Origin of the sequence: Virgibacillus doumboii (assembly GCF_902806455.1) — a bacterium.
Taxonomy (GTDB): Bacteria; Bacillota; Bacilli; order Bacillales; family Amphibacillaceae; genus Lentibacillus; species Lentibacillus doumboii.
Genome location: NZ_CADCWQ010000001.1, coordinates 765,402 through 785,312 on the forward strand (window position 1 = coordinate 765,402; position 19,911 = coordinate 785,312).

Annotated in this window: 15 protein-coding genes; 11 read left to right on the top strand and 4 right to left on the bottom strand. The window is 42.7% G+C overall.

Features of this window, described 5'->3' with window-relative positions; genetic code table 11:
* Positions 1-126: 126 nt before the first annotated feature.
* On the bottom strand, positions 127-894 hold the full coding sequence (locus G6R02_RS03665) for a 2-keto-4-pentenoate hydratase (RefSeq protein ID WP_164667898.1): 768 nt from the start codon (positions 892-894) through the stop codon (positions 127-129).
* A gap of 145 nt (positions 895-1,039) precedes the next feature.
* Here G6R02_RS03665 and G6R02_RS03670 point away from each other — a divergent pair, with 145 nt between their 5' ends.
* Together G6R02_RS03670 and G6R02_RS03675 are read left to right on the top strand one after the other, a co-directional pair.
* Positions 1,040-2,842 (top strand): M3 family oligoendopeptidase, encoded by a 1,803-nt coding sequence (locus G6R02_RS03670; RefSeq protein WP_164667899.1) that lies wholly within the window; start codon positions 1,040-1,042, stop codon positions 2,840-2,842.
* A 378-nt stretch (positions 2,843-3,220) separates the two neighbouring features.
* Positions 3,221-4,408, top strand: a complete 1,188-nt coding sequence (locus G6R02_RS03675) for a M24 family metallopeptidase (protein ID WP_164667900.1) — start codon at positions 3,221-3,223, stop codon at positions 4,406-4,408.
* A 64-nt stretch (positions 4,409-4,472) separates the two neighbouring features.
* Here the strand turns inward: G6R02_RS03675 and G6R02_RS03680 are convergent, their stop codons facing one another.
* Positions 4,473-7,748, bottom strand: coding sequence for an FtsX-like permease family protein (locus G6R02_RS03680; protein WP_164667901.1), 3,276 nt, complete (start codon positions 7,746-7,748; stop codon positions 4,473-4,475).
* A 193-nt stretch (positions 7,749-7,941) separates the two neighbouring features.
* On the opposite strand from G6R02_RS03680, the gene ehuB reads away from it, so the two are divergent.
* The gene (gene ehuB, locus G6R02_RS03685) at positions 7,942-8,838 is read left to right on the top strand and encodes an ectoine/hydroxyectoine ABC transporter substrate-binding protein EhuB (RefSeq protein WP_164667902.1); all 897 of its coding nucleotides are present in this window, start codon (positions 7,942-7,944) and stop codon (positions 8,836-8,838) included.
* A 75-nt stretch (positions 8,839-8,913) separates the two neighbouring features.
* On the opposite strand, the gene G6R02_RS03690 is transcribed toward ehuB, so the two are convergent.
* Both G6R02_RS03690 and G6R02_RS03695 read right to left on the bottom strand, forming a co-directional pair.
* Positions 8,914-9,633, bottom strand: coding sequence for a type II toxin-antitoxin system prevent-host-death family antitoxin (locus tag G6R02_RS03690; RefSeq protein ID WP_164667903.1), 720 nt, complete (start codon positions 9,631-9,633; stop codon positions 8,914-8,916).
* Between the two features lie 373 nt (positions 9,634-10,006).
* A complete protein-coding gene (locus G6R02_RS03695) occupies positions 10,007-10,990 on the bottom strand; it encodes a 2-hydroxyacid dehydrogenase (protein WP_164667904.1) in 984 nt (327 codons plus the stop codon).
* 210 nt (positions 10,991-11,200) lie between these two features.
* On the opposite strand from G6R02_RS03695, the gene G6R02_RS03700 reads away from it, so the two are divergent.
* The 8 genes from G6R02_RS03700 (at position 11,201) to alr (ending at position 19,879) form a co-directional block, all read left to right on the top strand.
* Positions 11,201-11,869, top strand: coding sequence for a GntR family transcriptional regulator (locus G6R02_RS03700; RefSeq protein WP_164667905.1), 669 nt, complete (start codon positions 11,201-11,203; stop codon positions 11,867-11,869).
* A gap of 60 nt (positions 11,870-11,929) precedes the next feature.
* A complete protein-coding gene (gene gabT / locus G6R02_RS03705) occupies positions 11,930-13,285 on the top strand; it encodes a 4-aminobutyrate--2-oxoglutarate transaminase (RefSeq protein WP_164667906.1) in 1,356 nt (451 codons plus the stop codon).
* 256 nt (positions 13,286-13,541) lie between these two features.
* The gene (locus G6R02_RS03710; RefSeq protein ID WP_205520048.1) at positions 13,542-14,987 is read left to right on the top strand and encodes an NAD-dependent succinate-semialdehyde dehydrogenase; all 1,446 of its coding nucleotides are present in this window, start codon (positions 13,542-13,544) and stop codon (positions 14,985-14,987) included.
* Positions 14,988-15,000: 13 nt separating this feature from the next.
* Positions 15,001-15,384 (top strand): RidA family protein, encoded by a 384-nt coding sequence (locus tag G6R02_RS03715; protein ID WP_164667907.1) that lies wholly within the window; start codon positions 15,001-15,003, stop codon positions 15,382-15,384.
* A 103-nt stretch (positions 15,385-15,487) separates the two neighbouring features.
* Positions 15,488-16,663: a M20 metallopeptidase family protein gene (locus G6R02_RS03720; RefSeq protein WP_164670308.1), complete on the top strand. Its 1,176-nt coding sequence runs from the start codon at positions 15,488-15,490 to the stop codon at positions 16,661-16,663.
* A 204-nt stretch (positions 16,664-16,867) separates the two neighbouring features.
* Positions 16,868-17,848: a pyridoxal-phosphate dependent enzyme gene (locus G6R02_RS03725; protein WP_164667908.1), complete on the top strand. Its 981-nt coding sequence runs from the start codon at positions 16,868-16,870 to the stop codon at positions 17,846-17,848.
* Positions 17,849-17,872: 24 nt separating this feature from the next.
* A complete protein-coding gene (dat, locus tag G6R02_RS03730; protein WP_164667909.1) occupies positions 17,873-18,721 on the top strand; it encodes a D-amino-acid transaminase in 849 nt (282 codons plus the stop codon).
* A 24-nt stretch (positions 18,722-18,745) separates the two neighbouring features.
* Complete coding sequence (alr, locus tag G6R02_RS03735; protein WP_164667910.1) at positions 18,746-19,879, top strand: alanine racemase; 1,134 nt, start codon at positions 18,746-18,748, stop codon at positions 19,877-19,879.
* The last annotated feature ends 32 nt before the right edge of the window (positions 19,880-19,911 follow it).

Genomic DNA, 19,911 nt, shown 5'->3' on the forward strand with positions numbered 1-19,911 from the left:
TCAAGAATAAATCAACACCAAGAAATATATCAACCCGAGAACACAAACGACATTCAGAACAGGAGATTGAGCCACATCTTTTGATGATACGGCTTAATCTCCTGATATTGACCCTCAACCATACATTCACCTGACTTCCAAACTCACCTCACCAACACCATCAAACCGTACCTGATAGACACCCTTTTGCAATGACTCAGGCAAAATAAATGTACCTGATGAAATGATCATTCCTTTTTCAATCGTGCGTCCGCTTTTGGCAAGTTCTTTAATGAGCCACTCGATGGCATGGACAGGGTTGCCCAGTACTTCGGTTGAAGGTCCTTGAGCAATAATCTCGTCATCTAATCTCAGCTCGGCATGAATAGTCGCTAACTGCTCGTACGTTAATCCCTCAACGGCATCACCAACTACAATTTTTCCGGCGACGGCACTGTCTGCAATAATTTGACCGAGGCTCAGCTCAGGAAACCAGTCGGTAAAACGGGAGTCGGGAATCTCAAGCCCTGGTGCAATACTCATTTTTTGTAAAATAGCTTGCTGATCGTCTGTTTCTGATAAATCTTCATTCGCAATAAACATCAATTCAACTTCAATTAAAGGTTCATTCATCTTCTCCAGCTCAATTGCTTCATCGGTCAGACTAGATTGGGTCAGTGCACCATAAAGAGGTGTTGTGGAATGGAAGAGTTCCTGTGTTTTTTCACTCGTTAAACTGATTTTGTAGCCGGCAAGGTTGTCGTTATTCTTTTCGGACTTTCTTTCCGTCAATTGATGTTGAATGTTATAAGCTTCCTTCTCACTGATATTTTCCGGGATTTCTTCTTTAGTAATTGGCTGCTTACGATTATAAGACTCGTAAAATACCTCAACCGGATTAGTAGCTTTGACCATAGGGGGACACCTCATTTGTTTGATTTCCAAATATTATATCAGAAAATCAGTTTAGAATCCTATGATTTTTTAGTCATAAGGCGGATACATGTGCACAGAAAATACGGTACAATTATTGCAGAAAGAATTTCAGGGAGGAATAGTAATGGAGAAAGTAATGGATGAAACCTGGGACCTCGAGTCACTGTACCCAGGTGGAAAAGACTCGAATGAATTAAACGAATTGATAGTCAGACTGGAACATGATTTACATGGACTGCAGGAAAAGATTAAATCATTTGATCAGGCAGATATTGAAAGCCTGGTGACGTTCTTTTCAGAAGTACAGACGTTTTATAATGAATCATTTGAGCTCGATGAATTTATGGTTTGTCTGTATGCCGTTAATGTTGATGATCCGGATGTAGCAAAACTCGTTGAAAAAAGCGAAATGATAAAGTCAGGTTTTGAATCATTAAAATTGGACATCGATCACCTTATTGACAGTTTGCCAGAAACACAATGGGACTTACTCATGCAGCATGATGAAGTAAAGAGATATCAATTTTATTTGGAAGAACGTAAACGAAGAATGGATGACAAGTTACCTTTGGAAATGGAAAAAATGATTAATGATCTTTCGCTAAACGGGTTCGTTGGCTGGGAAGAGTATTATGAACAGATGATGGGGAAAATGCGCATCCCGGTGGAAAGGGATGGGAAAACAGAAGAACTGTCAATCGGACAAACAATGGGTTATTTAATGTCTGCAAGTGACAGCTCCACACGGAAGAACATCGCACGCAGCCTTGTTAAAGTGTGCAGTGAGCAGGCGGACGCCTTTGCGACTGCATTAAATCGAATCAGCGGGTTCCGTCTTGATGTTTACAAACAACGCGGGTGGCACAATGTTTTAAAGGAAGCGATGGAAGATAATCGGATTCAGGAGGAAACGGTTCAAACAATGGTTTCGGCAATTGTGGAAAATAAGTCCGTCGTACAGACTTTTTTCAAACGAAAAGCCGAGGTGATGAAACAGGATAAATTAAACTGGTATGACGCTGAAATTCCAAGCTTTACGAGTGACAGCAAGCTCTCCTACAACGAGGCAGCGGATATCATTATCACCCAGTTTCACAAGTTCAGTAAAAAACTTGGTGATTTTGCTGAGCGGGCATTTCGTGAAGGCTGGATTGAGGCTGAAAATCGTAAAGGAAAAATGCACGGCGGATTTTGCGCCAACATGACTGTAGCAAAAGAAAGCCGAATTTTCCTTACATATACCGGCAGCTACCAGGATGTTGTGACGATTGCTCATGAGCTTGGCCATGCATACCACAACCATATTTTGCATGATGAACCTGCCTTTGCACAGCAAGTAAGTACGAGTGTTGCTGAAACAGCATCAACTTTTTTAGAAAACCTTGTATTGGATGCAGCGATTGAGCATGCGGCAACGGAGAAGGATAAGCTATCCCTGTTGGAAATGAAAATTTTAAATGGTTTAAAGTATCAGGTAAGCGTGCCTGCGATGTTTTCTTTTGAACAAAAGCTGTATGAAAAAAGGAAGGCCGGTACATTGACAGCAAATGAAATTTCCGATTTGATGGAACAGGAGATGAAGGAAGTTTTCGGGGACATTATGGGTGAAAACAACCGTTATTTATGGGTGACTCTTGCTCACTTTTTTGATACCGAATTAGCATTTTTCAACATTCCATATACGATTGGCTATTTGTTCAGTAATGGAATTTACGCATTGTCAAAGGAGCAGGGCGATCAGTTTCCTGAGCAATATGATGCGCTTTTGCTTGATACAGGAAGAATGACTGTGGAGGAACTGGCACATCACCATTTAGGCAGGGATATTAAAGAAAAAGCATTTTGGAATGAGTCACTTCAGCCTGTTAAAAAGGCAATTGATGAGTACCTGGAATTAACAGAAGAATACGCGGCACAACGCTCCTAATCTAGGGGGCGTTGTTTTTTTGCAAAGAAGTGCGAGCATATGGGCGCATGTATCCGGAACCGAAACCATCAATAACGAATAAAATAGTATTAAATAAAAAAATAAATATTTGAAATTATTTAAATAATGATTGACATTAAAAAAAGTCCTGAACTATAATATAGGTAACAGACATTGTCGACAATCGACAGAATGATGACAAGTAGTAATACACCTATTATCCTTGCAGATTATTACATACACTATTCGATACACTAAATCTATGCTTTTCAAACATTTTCGTGATGATCTATTAATGAAAGATTTATATTTTTAACCGATTAGTAAGCGCTTTCATTTTAAAATTAATTTAATAAGGCACGAAGGGAAGGATGATTTGTGTTAACATTTTCTATTTCTGAGTTTGGGGAAAGATTGCTGAAAACAAAGCAGCGGATGGCTGAAGCAGGTGTGGATATGCTGCTGGTGACTGACCCGGCGAATATGAACTATTTAACCGGTTATGATGCGTGGTCTTTTTATGTTCATCAATTGCTGATTGTGATGATTGATGAGGAGCAGCCGATTTGGGTTGGCCGGAGTCAGGATGCCAACGCGGCTTTACACACGACGTGGCTTGATAAAGAACAAATAATTCCGTATGCAGATCATTATGTGCAGTCAACGATCAGACACCCAATGGATTTTGTATGTGATTTGCTGAAGGAAAGAAAACGTGATAATCAGACGATTGCTGTTGAGATGGATGCGTATTATTTCACGGCTAAAAGTTACATGCGATTAACCCAAAAGATGCCGGATGCAACGTTTAAAGACGGAACAAATCTGGTTAATTGGGTGCGCATTATTAAGTCTGAGCGTGAAATACAATATATAAAACAAGCTGCAAAAATTTCCGAAAAAGCTATGCAGGTTGCGTTTGATACGATAAACGAAGGAGTACGGGAGTGTGACGTTGTTGCTGAAATATCGCATGCGCAAATAAGCGGGACAGAAGATTTTGGCGGCGATTATCCGTCCATCGTTCCTCTTTTGCCGACGGGTGATAAAACATCAGCATCCCATTTGACCTGGACGGATGACAGGTTTAAGCATGGTGACCCTGTCATTATTGAACTTGCCGGATGTTACAAACGTTATCATTCACCACTCGCACGAACAGCGGTAATCGGGATGCCAACAGAGGATATGCAATACGTTTCTGACGTTGTTGTAGAAGGAATTAATACTGCGCTTGATGCTGTCAAACCAGGCATAACATGTGAAGAATTGGAAATGGTCTGGCGGAGGGTTATTGAAAAGAGCGGTATTAAAAAAGAGTCCCGGATGGGGTATTCGATGGGACTTAATTATCCACCGGACTGGGGTGAGCATACGGCAAGTCTCAGACCGGGAGATCGTACGATTTTGGAGCCGAACATGACATTCCATTTGATTCCTGGTATCTGGATGGACAATATGGGTGTTGAAATCAGTGAATCCTTCCGGGTTACGGAAAATGGCTGTGAAATACTTGCTGAGTTTCCTCGTGAGCTGATGATTAAACCGAATATTCGGCTGGCTTAAACTGTTGTACAAAAATAACTAAAAAAATGGAGTGCTGCATTCGTTTCAGCACTCCATTTTCTATTCATTTCGTTAATTTTACTTCGAAGTACCGTTCACCAGTAAAATTTAATTGTTGAAAAATAACACTCCAATTTGTTTTATCTTTCGGAACAATGTACGTCACAGCAAATACTACTTTGCCCGGTTTGTGCATTAGTCCGGATCTCCAGCCGTCATTTTCAAGCGTTGTGTAATCAATAGGATCAATTTTAGCTCTGTGAGTTGTTAGAGTTGCTGTACCAAATTCTCCTTTTTTTCTGTTCGTAACGCTGCTTAGTTTATAGACTGTAGGGGTTAACTCCGTAAATTTCTTCTCAGCAATAAATGTTACCGGTATAGTTAGATATTTCATGTCATCTTCAATGCTATCCTGCTTATGTTCTTCAGGGGTTTCGATTATTTCTCCAATTTTAATAGATACGTGATCAATGTAAGAAATGTTTTCACCTTGCTGGTATGTTTTCCTTACCTTTATCTGATTTTCTTCATTTGCTGCACCATCAGATTTATCACTTTCTGATTTATCCTCTTCTTCTTTTTCCTCATCGTCATCATCTGCTGTAACCGGAGCAACCTCACCTTCTGTTGGATCCGGTGCATTTTCCTGCGTCTGATTTGCCTCCAAATTGTCCTGCATTTCCGGTACCGCCATTGCCATTAATGTCAGAAAGCCCGCAAATAAAACTGCTGCTAATGAACCGATTGCGAATTTGAACCGTTTTTCTGTCCGCTTACTGTTTGTTGCTGCTCCCTGCATTCCCTGATATGGCTGGATATTTACCGCTTTTTGCGCTGGTGCAAATGCTCCAATTAAACCTGTCACTATTGGCACGAACCATGTCAGAAGCAGAAAGCCAATTTGGTCGACGGGAAATGTTTGATACATTTGCCAGATGATGACTAGGGCAATCAGCAAACCAAAAATTCCTGCAATAAACCCGCTGATTAATCCTTCAAGTAAAATAGTTGAGCGAATCGTTCCATGCTTCCAGCCAACCGCTTTTAACAGTGCAAGTTCCGACTGGCGCTCACTAACGTTTTGCCAAATGATTTCTGCTGTAGTCAAAATGGCAATTAGTAACGCTACAGCCATTGCGGCATAATGCATCGGTCCAACCTCAAGGGCGACATATTGACCGAGCCATGTGGTATACATGACACCTTGTAAGCGGAATGTAACAAATAAAAATACTGTCAGCAGGCTTGTTGGAACGGCGATTGCTGCAATTGATAACACGCTCCGTTTCCATTTGGCCAATAATTGATTGAATGCCATCGAAACAAGGGATTTTGTGCGGAAATACCTTTTACCTTTAGAAACTTCTCCTGACTGTATTGTTTCATATGGGGTTATTTTACGTGTTAAAAATGCTGGGATTATGGCACCGAGTAAATAAATCAGCAGCCCGAGCACTCCGATAAGTAATATCCTTAGAACCGAAGTATCGGTATCCTGAGTAATCATGATGAATCCTAAAATAAACCAGCTGACAAGAGAAACAAATATCCCCAAAAGCAGTGCTTCCGTGTAAATCAATTTTGCCAACTTTTGCGGACGCCACCCGGTTGACAATAGGACTGCAAACTCTTTCCGGCGGGCATACATGGAAATCAGGTTTGATGTGAATACATAAACAATTGCAACTAGCACGACACTGCCGACAACCCCAGAAAAGCCAACTTTTGTTTCTTTAAAAATTGCGAATGACGAGCCGAGTTTTACCCAAGGTTGCTGCAGCCAGCCGCTTGATTCCCGTGAATCTGTTTCAGGAACATATGCCAGTGCAGGCTGTGGTGATGATCCAAGCGTGATATCCGTGATAAGTCCAGTCTTATCCTCGATTTCTTTTGCCAATGTTTCCAGACGTTGCTGTGATTCCTCGGACAGGCTGTCAACATTTTTTGCCTTGATTCGGATTGCTGAAATCGGTTTATCACCCATAATTTCTGCTGCCGCTTCAATTGTCGTCAACATGGATGGCGGTTTGGTCAAAAAGCCATATGGACTATTGACCGGCTTCATTTCCGCTGGTGGGTTTACCGGTTTATTTTCAGCATCCAAAACTTGTTGTGCCTTGGATGGGAAATACGTTTCCATTGGCAGTTCATTTAATGGGTCTTTGGAAACATCCAGTTTACCGGGGTCAAATACACCAATATAATTAACGTTAAGCCTTGGCATTTTGCTGAAATCCTGATTTGTCATTTTAACCGGACGATAAGATTCGCTTTGTGGCAGATTAGTGGATTCCGGTACTTGAAATGATTCCACCTGGTATGCGTAAGGCCAACGTTCGGGAAACGGGCTTGAAACTGGTTGGTACGTTGTTGGTGTTGGTTCAAATCCCATAATTATATCTTCGGTGGCAAAACCATCTTTAATATTCCTTTTGAACTTGTCATATGCTTCCTGTGATGAAAAGGAATATGTTTTTCTGTCGGTTGTTTCGATTTGTTCGAGGTACTTTTTCCCACCGTTTTCCTTAACTTTTTCCATCGTCTTTTTTACAACTTCATGGTCTGAGAAAGGTAAATCCAACCGCTCGATAGTAAATGTGGTCGTTTCATCTACAAAAACCTGATTGCTCGCCAAAACTGGCAGGGTTGTTTCTTTCCAGCTTAATTCTTTTCTGGCAGTTGACTTATCATCCTCGGTAAAAAAACGACTTTTTTCAGTTTTAATAACGGATTCATCAAGTCCGACCAACCTGGATTCCGCTTCCGGGTCAATCCCGGCTAAGAGAATATTTGACCCTATGCTCAGCTGCTGTTGGTCAAAATATATAATGCCATAACCTTTTTGCTGGTTCTTGGAATCCCACGGGCCGACGGTGAAATAGCGATCTGGATAATCATCGCTGATGTTCTGTACGCCTGTATCGGTTTCACTGGTCTGTGATAAGCGATAGATACCATTTTTCGTAATGTTAAGGTTATCTTCCATCACCGTAAACGTATTGACATAGCCAATCATCGAAATGGGTGCGGCAATATCAACATTTTCCATAGCTTTGATTTTCTCGTATTGTTCCATGGAAATGCCGCCGGACAACCCGCTCAGGTAATTTGGCTCAAGCAGATCTTTGTCCTCGGTAACACTCCGGCTTCCTTCAGGCCGCACAACGATATCATAGGAAGCGGACCATCTTTTCTCAAGCGAGTCCACAACCGTGGCTTTATTGGCTTCGGAAACACCGACCAAATAACTTAACCCTGCACTTACAATGAGAGCGCCGATTAACAGCAAGATAAAGCGCTCTTTATTACGCCACCAGCTCCTCCAAATAAAGCGGATCATAACTAATCTTCCCCTTCTTTTATTTGAATTGACACAATTTTAACATAAAAATAAAGAATACGGACTGCGTACTGAATTAAAATTCTTATGTACTTCCATAGCAGGGGAAGGGGTTTACGTAATGTGAAATTATCGTTAACATAATTAGGGGATGCTTTTTCGAGTAAAAATTTAAGAGGGGGAATTTTTAGCAATGAGAAAGCTATTATTAGCTTCAGTATTATGTTTTTCTTTCGTTTTACTTGCTGCTTGTGGATCGAATGATGAGGGAAACGAAAGCAGCGGGGAAGGAGAAGGCGGAGACAGCGTTCTTGCCCAGCTTAAAGAAGAAGGTACGGTAACAGTTGGTTTTGCCAATGAAAAACCATATGCATATCAGGAAGATGGAGAATTAAAAGGTGCAGCTGTTGATATTGCCAAAGCCGTATTTGCGGAACTGGGTATTGATAATATGGAAGGACAACTTGCTGAATTTGGACAACTTATCCCTGGCTTAAACGCTGGTAAGTTCGACGTTATTACAGCGGGTATGGCAATCAATCCGGATCGCTGTAAAAACGCTGATTTTGGTGAACCGGAAATGATGTATGGTGAAGGATTGGTTGTTCAGGAAGGAAATCCGTTAGACCTTCACAGTTATGCAGATATTGCAGAAAATCCTGATGCTACCATTGCAATTATGCAAGGTGCAACAGAGAATGAATTTGTTAAATCAGAAGGTGTGAGTGATGATCAGATTCAAAGTGCACCGGACGTTCCGGCAACATTCTCAGCCGTATCATCCGGCCGTGCTGATGCAACAACCGGGACGGGAATGTCACTTAAGAAGGCGCTGGAAACATCAAATGCAGAAAATCTTGAATTAGTTACTGATTTTGAACAGCCTGATGTTGAAGGTGTTCCAAGCTATGGTGCTGCCGCATTCCATAAAGATAATGATGAGTTGCGTAAAGCATATAATGAAAAGCTGGCTGAATTAAAGGCAAGCGATGAATTTGGCAAAATCTTAGAAGCTAATGGATTTAGTGCAGAGACTAATATAGCTCCAGATGATATTACAACTGAAGAAATCTGCAATGGGGAAATTTAATAGTGTTTTAACACAAAGAGCCCGGATCTTTAGATGATCCGGGCTTTGGTATTCATATTGCTCCTTCTCATGCCATCAGGCAAACACATCCTGCAAGTCAGCGTTCAATCCTTCAAATATTTCGGACCGAACCATTTGGCGTGCATTTTTTGAATAGGTTTTACTGTTAATAATATCATTGTTCTCCAGCAAGTAAATCAATACATGTTCATTGATCGTGTCGACAATCCAGTATTCTTTTACGTTGCATTGCTTGTATAACTCAAGCTTCTTCAGCATATCTTTACTTCTGGTGGATGGTGATAAGACTTCGACCACAAGAGTGGGCGTCCCCTTATATTTGCCTTTTTCGTCCAGATTGTCCATGTCACAGATGACAACAATGTCTGGCTGGACCACACAGATGTTGTTTTCCTCCTTAAAGAGAGTTATATCGAAAGGTGATGTTAGCGGAACACAATTTTTCCCTTTAAACCAGTTGTAAAATGGGCCGTGAAGCTCGTGGACCGCATGTTGGTGCTTATACGAAGGGGAGGCTAGGTTATAGACCACGCCGTCAATTAACTCAAACCTTTGTTCCGATTCTTCGGTTAATTCCAGAAATTCTTTATAAGTCACCCAATCACCCGAAGAACGATATTCTGATTGTTGTTCTCTGACAGTATCTGTGTCATGACAGGTCAGGATTCTGGCTACATCTTTTCCGCTTTTCGTTACGATGATTTCCTCGCCCGCATCCGCGAATTTCAAGTATTTTCCGAAATTATTTTGCACTTTGGTTGAAGGTACTTTCATTTTTAATGCACCTCCTTTTAGCTAATATACTTATATCATATCACATTTTAGCTAATATAATCCGTCAAATTCATTTATTAGCTAAATTATAATTGGATTAGTAATGAATCCAGTTAAATTAGAATGAAGTTAAATTGATAATATTTAAAGTTGGGAGGAAGTTGTAGAGGGGTGAACGATGTATATTTTTAATTTAAATGTTGAACTTTGATATAACTTATTAGAACTCGCGCAAGGAGCAGCCCGACTCGTGCGAAATCTGGAGTAACTCGCGCAAGCAGCAGCTCAACTTGCGCGACAACAGCTCAAACTCACGTAAAAAGCGCGAAGCCACGATGAAATGCACAAAATCAAATAAGAGCAGTCTATCGTATCAGTTTTCCTTCCAAACAATCTCATCTACCAAATTAGGCGGCTTCCTCCCACTTAGGGCTTCTTCAAGGTTATGTGCTGCAAGTTCAGACATTTTCAGTTCCGTTTCGTGTGTAGAGGATCCGATATGCGGTGTTGTAACCGTGTTTTTCATTTTGAGCAGCGGGCTGTCCGGATCAAGTGGTTCTTTTTCAAAAACATCAAGCCCGGCTGCGGCAATTTCACCGTTCTGGAGTGCGTTGATTAAGTCCTCTTCCACAACTGTTTTTCCGCGCGATCCGTTAATGAAGATAGCGGATTTTTTCATGAGTTCGAATTCGCGTTTGCCGATAAGTCCCTCTGTTTGTGGGGTGAGTGGTGTGATAAGGCAGACGAAATCGGACTCCTGCAATAATGCATCAAGATCACGATAGCCGGCGTTGAACCTTTCTTCTGCGTCAGGCTTTCTGGAGCGGCTGTGGTATAAAATATTCATATCAAATCCAAAGTGGGCCCGCTGTGCAATTGCGTGGCCGATTCTTCCCATGCCGACAATGCCCAATGTTTTGTGATGGACATTGGTACCAAAGTGTTCAGGTCCGATTGCCTCTGATTGCCATTGACCGTTTTTTACATAGTTGTCCATCTCCGGAATACGTCTGGCTGTGGCAATGACCAGTCCGAATACTATATCTGCGACAGTATCGGTTAAGATGCCCGGTGTATTAGTGGCCATAATATTTCGCTTCTTCATTTCGTTGATATCAAGGTTGTTGTAGCCGACAGATACATTACTGATTATTTTCAGATTGGGAGCCTGGTCGAGCAATTCCTGATCCACCGGAAGCTCCAGTCCGATAATTCCTTCTGTTTCTTTCAAGTGGTCCAAAAACTCTGGATCTTTTTTTGTATCGATATTTTTAAAAAAATGGACATCGTACTTCTTTTTCAAATCCTCCAAAACAGGTGTCTCCACGCGGTTGTAGGCAATAACTTTTTTATTCATTTAAAATACCCCCGTTTCCATTAATGTCGACAAAGTATCTATCTTCAAAATAACCACAGTTCAACGGGAAGTCAATGAAAATAATAAAATATTTAAAATAATCAATTAAGCAATTGACAATCAAAATAATCTGAATTATGATGGACATATAAGGTAATGTCGACAATCGACATAAAACATTATGGCTTAATTAGAGAGGGGCTTTTGCATATGGATGATGACAATTATATTTTGCAAAAACCATTAAGTGAACTGATTGCAGACGAACTGAAACGGAAAATTTGGAATGAAGATATAAAGTTTGGTGAGCGACTGCTGGAAACGGATCTGGCGGAAAGCTTTGATGTCAGCCGAAGCACAATTCGTGAGGCGTTTAAAATTCTGGAAGTGGAAGAATTGGTGATAAGTAAAGCAAGGAAAGGTACGTATGTGACGGATTTTACTGATCAGGATCTGGATGAAATTATTGAATTGCGTTCACTGATTGAATCGCAGGCGTTTACCCAGGCCATTAAACATCTCGAGAAGGAACACTTTGACCACTTACGAAAAATTATGGAGCAGATGAAAGTGATAGCAGATGAAAAAGATTGGAATGGGCTGTTTGATCTTGATATGAAGTTCCATAGTTTTGTAGTTGGTTTGTGCGGCAATTCGCGGATTATCAAGATTTATGATTCATTGCAGGTGCAAATCAGAACGTTCCTGATGCATCTTGACCGGTATTATTCAAGTTATCAGGCATTTTATGATGAGCATAAGGAATTGCTTAAAGCATTGGAGTCCAAAGATGAGCATAAAGTGAATGAGGGAGTGAAGGATCACATCGCATACGTCGAGGCTAATCTGCTTGGTCAACATGCAAAGGCATCAGGATAGAATTAATTATCTTACCGGTTACATTTTAAGTATATAAATTTTTTGGGGAGGTTGAACAAAATGAATAGACAATTTGCAAATGTTCAAACGGAATTACCAGGTCCAAAGGCGAAGGAATTGCTGGATCGGAGACATGATGTTGTTCCACATGGGGTCGGTTATGGGGCACCGACATTTGTGGAATCAGCAAAAGGTGCACTTTTGAATGACGTTGACGGGAACCAATTTATCGATTTTGCCGGTGCAATTGGCTGTATCAATGTGGGGCACAGTCATGATTCAGTTGTAAGCGCTTTACATGACCAGGTTGATAAATATATTCATACCGGATTCAACGTTATGATGTATGATCCGTATATTGAATTTGCTGAGAAAGTTGCGGCGCTGGCACCCGGGTCATCCAAAAAGAAAGTGATGTTTTTAAACAGTGGTGCAGAAGCGGTGGAAAATGCGGTAAAAATTGCCCGCAAATATACGAAACGTCAGGGAGTTGTTTCATTTTCGGGCGGCTTTCACGGACGGACATTGATGACGATGTCGATGACTGGGAAGGTGAAACCGTTTAAATACGAGTATGGGCCGTTTGCGCCGGAGGTTTATCATGCGCCATATCCGTATTATTACCGTCGTCCTGAACAAATGAGTGAAGATGAATATACCGATTATTTACTAAATCAAATCGAGGAATTTTTTATCAGTGAAGTGGATCCGAGTCTTGTCGGGGCATTTGTCATGGAACCGGTTCAGGGAGAAAGCGGATTTATTATCCCGAATAAAAAATTCGTTCAAGGGGTATATGAACTGTGTAAGCAGCATGGCATTTTGTTTATCGCCGACGAAATCCAGACAGGGTTCGGCCGTACCGGAAAATATTTTGCGATGGAACATTTTGGTGTTGAACCGGACTTGACCGTTATTTCCAAATCAATGGCTGCCGGAACGCCAATCAGCGGGGTGATTGGCCGTGAGGAAATTATGGATGGTGCTAAGCCAGGCGAATTAGGCGGTACGTATTGCGGCAGTGTACTCGGGTGCCGGGCAGGGCTCGCCGTTCTGGATATTATGGAAAAAGAAAACCTGAACGAACGTGCTGAAAAGATTGGTAAGCGGGTTATGGAAAGGTTCGGTGAATTTGCTGAGAAATTAGATGTGGTAGGAGAATATCGCGGACTCGGTGCAATGTGTGCACTTGAGCTGGTGAAGGACCGTGAAACGAAAGAACCTGCCAAAGAAATGACGGCACAGGTGTTAAAAGAAGCACGTGAGCGAGGGCTGATCGTCCTGAAATCCGGTGTACATGATAATGTTGTACGGCTGCTCATGCCATTGGTTATCACCGATGAGCAGCTTGAAGAAGGTTTGGATATTCTGGAAGAGGCAGTGGAAGCAGCAGCACTTGTCGGAGCAAAAGGGTAATAGATTTGCAGATTACTATTTATTCAGTAAGAGGCTGGGACATAACAAAAACGTGTAGCAAAAGAAACGATCAATGTACGGATAAAGCGAAGTATATTTCCGGAGCGGTTGTTGAGCACTTATCCAGTAAGTTCGGATATTCCTTTTGATAAAGCACTTTAGTTTCAGCCTCTTATTGCATAACTGCAGCTAAGGATTTCGCCATTAAGCTCTGGCGATAAGCTAATTTTTCTAATCAGATAGGAGTGAACGTGAAATGACTGTATTGAAGATGGAAAATTATTTGATGAATATAAATGGTGAGTGGGTCGGTAAAGATCTTAAGACAAAAGATGTCACGAACCCTGCGAACGGCGAGATTGTCGGGACGGTGCCAAATGGTGGTGAAGCGGAGGCAGAACAGGCGATTGACGCGGCTTTCGAAGCTTTTCAGTCCTGGTCCGAAACAAATGCCCATGAACGTGCCGGATATTTAAAGCGGCTGAATCAGCTTATGCTGGAGAACGAGGAAGAACTGGCACAAATCATGACTCTCGAAATGGGTAAGCCAATCAATGAATCACGCGGTGAAGTGAAATATGCTGCTTCATTCATTGAATGGTTCGCCGAAGAAGGGAAGCGTGTTTACGGTGAAACGATTCCGGCACATAAGGCTGGTAAGCGCCTGCAGGTATGGAAAAAACCTGTCGGGGTTGTCGCTGCGATTACACCGTGGAATTTTCCAGCTGCGATGCTGACACGAAAGATGGGTCCGGCACTTGCTGCAGGCTGTACGGTAATTATGAAGCCTTCTGGTGAAAGCCCATTAACAGCGGTTAAATTAATGGAACTGTGTGAGGAAGCTGGTTTTCCAAAAGGCGTTGTAAACCTGGTAACAGGCTCTTCATCGAAAATTGCCAAAACAATCATGGAAAATAATAAAGTACGCAAAGTTACATTTACCGGTTCAACCGAAGTTGGCAAACTATTAATTAAACAAAGTGCTGAACAGGTGAAAAATGTGTCCCTGGAACTCGGAGGCCATGCACCGCTTGTCGTATTGGATGATGCGAATGTTGACCTGGCAGTTAAAGGAACGGTGGCATCCAAGTTCAGAAATGCCGGGCAGACATGTATATGTGCCAATCGGGTATACGTACAGGCAGGTATTTATGATGAATTTGTTGAGAAGCTTTCCCAAGCGGTAAAAGAATTGAAAGTCGGCGACGGCACTGATGAATCCGTTGATATTGGTCCGCTAATCAATCAGGACGGACTGGATAAGGTGAAACGACATGTTGATGATGCTGTTTCCAAAGGGGCAACGGTTGTATCCGGCGGTGAGCCGATTTCGGATAATGGCGGTGTATTTTATCAGCCAACCGTAGTTAAAGATGTAGATAATTCAATGGTGATAATGCATGAAGAGACATTCGGCCCTGTAACACCTGTTCAGCAAATCGCTTCAGACGAAGAGGCGGTTAAGCTGGCAAATGATACACCGTATGGATTGGCCGCATATGTCTTTACGGAAAATGTTGCAAGAGGCATGAAGCTGATTGAAAAACTTGACTTCGGAATTGTCGGCTGGAACGACGGTGCACCATCAGCAGCACAAGTGCCGTTTGGCGGAATGAAAGAAAGCGGCATCGGCAGAGAAGGCGGACACGAAGGTATCGAAGAATTTGTTGAATCACAATACGTGTCAATTGGCATGGAATAGTGGGGGATTTGTTATGAAGGAATTAATCGAAACGCTTAATGCTCCACAGCCAAGCGGACCGTATTCACAAGGTGTAAAAACAGAGCAACTCATTTTCGTTTCCGGTCAGGATGGTGTAAAGCCATCCGGTGAATCAGTCGGTGATTCGATTGCCGCACAGACTACGGCAAGTCTTGAAAATATTAAAAATATATTGGCAGAAAAAAACGCCGGACTTTCAGATCTTGTATACGTCACATGCCATTTATCCGACCTTCAGGAAGAGACGGTTAAAGAATTTAACAAAGCTTATGCGTCTTATTTGGAGGATGTTGCTGTAAAACCGGCCCGGATAACAATCGGCAGTCAATTGCTGGAGACTAAAGTGGAGATTACGGCGATTGCCTGTGTAAACTGACCCAGAGGAAGGGAGTTATTATCATTGACTCCCTTCTTTTAAGAAGGGGGGTTCGCGAGTGGAGAAGATTACAAATCGGGCACTGCTTGAGCAGGCAGAAGCAATGTCAGAACAGCTTATTGATTGGCGAAGAAGACTTCATTCCTATCCTGAGCTGAGTTTTCAGGAAGTGGAAACATCCAAGTTTGTCGCGCAGGTTTTGGAAAACATACCCGGCATGGAAGTAGAAACCGGGGTCGGTTATCCAACTGCTGTTGTAGGAACACTTTCTTCTGGTTCAGGACCGACAATTGCTGTTAGGGCGGATATGGATGCATTGCCCATTCAGGAAGAAAATGAACATGGATTTAAATCTCAAAATGAAGGTGTTATGCATGCATGTGGACATGATGCGCATACCACCATTGGATTGGGTGTCGCCAGTTTAGTGGGGGAACTTTTCCAACGTGGTGAACTGAATGGTACGGTTAAATTTCTGTTTCAGCCTGCTGAAGAACGAGCTGATGAGGATGGTTCAACAGGTTCACCCTATATGATTCAGGCAGGAGTGTTGGATGATGTTGACTGCGCCATTGCACTTCATATGAGTCCGGAAAATCGGCTTGGTGAGGTCAAGATTCATGATGGGTACAGCATGGCCAATGTTGATATTTTCGAAGCGAATATTCTCGGAACGGGCGGACACGGTGCATATCCGCATCTGGGAACAGACCCTGTATGGATGCTCGGCCCGGTGCTGCAGGCGCTGCATGGCATTGTTGCTCGCCGTGTATCGCCACTTGATTCAGCGGTCATCAGCATTGGAAGTGTTGATGCTGGTTTTGCCGGCAATGTCATCCCTTCTGAGGTACAGATAAAAGGAACAATCCGCAGTTATCAGCCTGATGTTCGGGACCTGCTGCATGATGAATTGGCAAAAGCTTTTTCGATCGTAAAAGGATTTGATGGTGGCTATAAATTAACGATTACACCTGAAGATCCGGCATTAAGGAACGACCCGGCGGTTAATTGGTTATTTAAGGGTGTATTTGCAGATCTTTACCCCGACTATAGAATTGTGGATGAACCGTTTGGACTTGGCGGGGAAGATTTTGCCCATATGACACAGACCGTCCCCGGAGCAATGTTTTTTCTCGGCTGTGCAGTTGGAGATGGTGTTGCCAGAGACTTGCACACCCCGAATTTCGATATAAATGAAGATGTTTTGACGGTCGGGGTGGCTGTCATGGGGGAAACGGTGCGGCGGTTTTTGCAGAATGGGAAATTGCCGGAGAGATAGAAGTTCTGAAGAAAGGTCACTCATCGGTATCATGAGTGCCCGAATGAACTTGGAAGTGCGGAAACCGCTGATGAAAGTTTGTGATTCGCCATTAAACTAAAAACAGCATAAACTCTAAAGAATACAACACAAACCAGTGTGAGAACAGCACAAAACCAAGATTATGCAGCACAAATAACAGCCCAGCACGAAAGGAGGAATAGAATGGCAAAAGAACCGATCACCTTCCGCGATGTCTGGAAAGCAAAAAAGCAGATTTCGTCCATCGTATCCAAAACACCATTGATTTATTCGCCGGCATTATCTGAGTTTTCCGGGTCATCTGTCTATCTAAAACTGGAAAATATGAATGTGAGCGGATCATTCAAAATCAGAGGTGCAGCAAATAAAATTCTAAGTCTGACACCCGAGGAACAGGAACGTGGAGTGACAACCTTTTCCACAGGCAATTTTGGGATGAGTGTTGCTTATGTTGCTAAAAAGCTCGGAATAAACGCAACCATTTGCATTTCCAGCCGTGTGCCCAAAGCAAAAGTGGAAACGCTTCAACAATCAGGAGCACAGATCGAAATTTACGGGGAATCACAGGATGATGCCGAACAGCGCAGTTATCAGTTGGAAAAAGAGCATGGGTTAACTGTTATTCACCCTTTCGATGATCCGTATATCATTGCCGGGCAAGGAACGATTGGTCTGGAGCTATTGGAAGATTTACCTCAAGTGGATACAGTAATCGGCGGGCTTTCCGGTGGCGGTCTGCATTCCGGATTGGGAGTAGCTTTAAAATCGACGGATTCCGGGATTCAAGTAATAGGGGCATCCACAGCGCGTGGTGCCACCATGTACGAAAGTATCAAAAAAGGAAAACCTGTCATTATCGAAGAACAGGATACATTGGCTGATAGTTTACTAGGTGGAATCGGGCTCGACAATAACTATACGTTTGGAATGGTTCAGGAATATGTTGATTCTATTATTTTGCTGAATGAGGAAGAAATCGCTGAGGGAATGGCGTTCATGCTGGATAAACACCGAATGTCGATTGAAGGGGCAGCGGCATCCGGGATTGGTGCCATTTTAAATAACAGAGTCGAGCCAGGTTCGCACGCTGTGATTGTTATCAGTGGTGGCAGCGTGGATACGTCCCTCATATTGGATGTTACTCAAAAATATCAATCTAACTAGTTGATTTTTTAAGGAGGTTTTACGATGAACAAAATGTTGTTTAATGATCAGATAATGGATCGGGATACGCTTGTTGATATTGAGGACCGTGCTTATCAGTTTGGTGATGGAATCTATGAAGTTATCGGCGTTTATAATGGCAAGCCGCTGATGCTTGATGAGCACATGGAGCGGCTGGAAAGGAGTGCGCGGGAAATCCGCCTGACACTTCCTGAATCAACATCAGAGCTTAAACGTAAACTGGAGGAGCTTGTTTCTGTTAACGAATTGGAAGAGGGCATCATTTACATGCAGGTTTCCCGAGGGATTGCATCACGGGAGCATTATTTTCCGGGTGAAAATGTTCAGCCCGTTACCGTGGCATATACACGGGAAGAAGAACGTATGACAGATGTGGAGGATCGGGGTGCAAAGGCTGTCCTTGTTGAGGATATCCGCTGGCTGCGATGTGATATTAAGACGCTTAATCTGCTTCCGAACGCGATGGCAAAACAGGAGGCAGTTGAAAATAATGCGATTGAGGCTATTCTCCATCGTGGTGAAACGGTAACGGAGGCAAGTGCATCAAATGTGTTTATCGTAAAGAATGGTGAACTGTATACTCATCCGGCAAATAACTATATTTTGAATGGTATTACCCGGAAAAAAATAATTCAGCTTTGTGATTCGCTAAATATCAAAGTGAATGAAGAAACGTATTCTGTCGATGACTTGCTTCAGGCAGACGAGGTTTTTGTTTCAGCAACGAAATTGGATGTTGTGCCAATTCTGAATGTAGATGATCATACAATTGCTGATGGTACGCCAGGTGAAGTCACGAAGCGGATTGTAGAAGCATTTCGTTCACTTTATCAGCAGGATGTAAAAAACTGATTTTACAGGGGGAGGGACCGTGTTTTGCTTAAACTACCAACTTTAACTGCGAACAGCCCAACGATTGCTGAAGTAGATTTAGCTGCGTTTAAAGAAAATATCCGGACATTTAAGCAAGTTGCTGCTGATAGTATGCTGATGGCAGTAATTAAAACGAATGCGTATGGGCACGGGACCGTTCCAATTGGCCTGGCAGCTGTTGAAGCCGGAGCAGATCGCCTTGGTGTTACAACCGTTGAAGAAGGCGCTCTGCTTCGGGAAAACGGCATAACGGTGCCTGTTCACATACTGAGTTCCGTTTTGCCTGAGCAGGCTGCAGATATCGTTACATATGACTTAACAGCATCCGTGTCATCAAGAAAACTTGCGAATGATATTAACAACGAGGCAAAAAAACAGCATAAAACCGTACCGGTGAACCTCAAAATAGATACAGGGCTGCATAGGTTTGGCATTGAACCGAAAAAAGCGATCCAATTCTGTGAATCGTGCTATCACTTAACCAGCTTAAACTGGGAAGGCATATATACACATTTCCCCAATTCTGATGAAGGGGACTGGGAACTGACGGAGGAGCAGTTTGCCTTATTTTTGGACACGGTATCGAACCTGAATGATCACGGATATAATTTCCCGATTCGTCATGTCGGGGCTTCAACGATTGCGATTGAACGAAAAGATATGCATCTGGATATGATTAGACCTGGTGCTGCATTATTTGGATATGAGCCTGCATCGCGGCAACGCGATCTGATTTCACTGAGACCGGTCATGACGCTGAAGTCGCGTCTCTTAAGTGTACGAGAGTTACCCCCAAATACGCCGGTTGGTTATGGCGGCAGTTATGTTACCTCATCTCACGAAAAAATCGCCATCGTGCCAATCGGTCACGGTGATGGCTATAAATACGCATTATCAAACAAGGGGGAAATGCTCGTAAACGGAAAGCGGGCGAGAATTGTTGGAACAATTTCCCTGGATCAGACGGTTATTAATGTCACAGGCATCCCGGATGTACGTGCGGGCGACGAGGTTATTGTAATGGGGAGTCAAGGAGGTGATGAGATTTCTGCTAAGGATATAGCCGAATGGATGGAGAGTAATGTCGATGAAGTTCTTTCTAGTCTGATGGAACGAATTCGACGGGTGTATGTTTAGTTTTATAAAAAAACGATAGGGAGATGGGGGAG

Coding starts and splice junctions, on each gene's coding strand:
- G6R02_RS03720 (WP_164670308.1), top strand. CDS start 15,488: ATGTCAGAACAGCTTATTGATTGGCGAAGAAGACTTCATTCCTATCCT.
- G6R02_RS03670 (WP_164667899.1), top strand. CDS start 1,040: ATGGAGAAAGTAATGGATGAAACCTGGGACCTCGAGTCACTGTACCCA.
- G6R02_RS03710 (WP_205520048.1), top strand. CDS start 13,542: ATGACTGTATTGAAGATGGAAAATTATTTGATGAATATAAATGGTGAG.
- G6R02_RS03690 (WP_164667903.1), bottom strand. CDS start 9,633: ATGAAAGTACCTTCAACCAAAGTGCAAAATAATTTCGGAAAATACTTG.
- G6R02_RS03695 (WP_164667904.1), bottom strand. CDS start 10,990: ATGAATAAAAAAGTTATTGCCTACAACCGCGTGGAGACACCTGTTTTG.
- G6R02_RS03715 (WP_164667907.1), top strand. CDS start 15,001: ATGAAGGAATTAATCGAAACGCTTAATGCTCCACAGCCAAGCGGACCG.
- G6R02_RS03725 (WP_164667908.1), top strand. CDS start 16,868: ATGGCAAAAGAACCGATCACCTTCCGCGATGTCTGGAAAGCAAAAAAG.
- G6R02_RS03665 (WP_164667898.1), bottom strand. CDS start 894: ATGGTCAAAGCTACTAATCCGGTTGAGGTATTTTACGAGTCTTATAAT.
- G6R02_RS03680 (WP_164667901.1), bottom strand. CDS start 7,748: ATGATCCGCTTTATTTGGAGGAGCTGGTGGCGTAATAAAGAGCGCTTT.
- ehuB (WP_164667902.1), top strand. CDS start 7,942: ATGAGAAAGCTATTATTAGCTTCAGTATTATGTTTTTCTTTCGTTTTA.
- dat (WP_164667909.1), top strand. CDS start 17,873: ATGAACAAAATGTTGTTTAATGATCAGATAATGGATCGGGATACGCTT.
- G6R02_RS03700 (WP_164667905.1), top strand. CDS start 11,201: ATGGATGATGACAATTATATTTTGCAAAAACCATTAAGTGAACTGATT.
- gabT (WP_164667906.1), top strand. CDS start 11,930: ATGAATAGACAATTTGCAAATGTTCAAACGGAATTACCAGGTCCAAAG.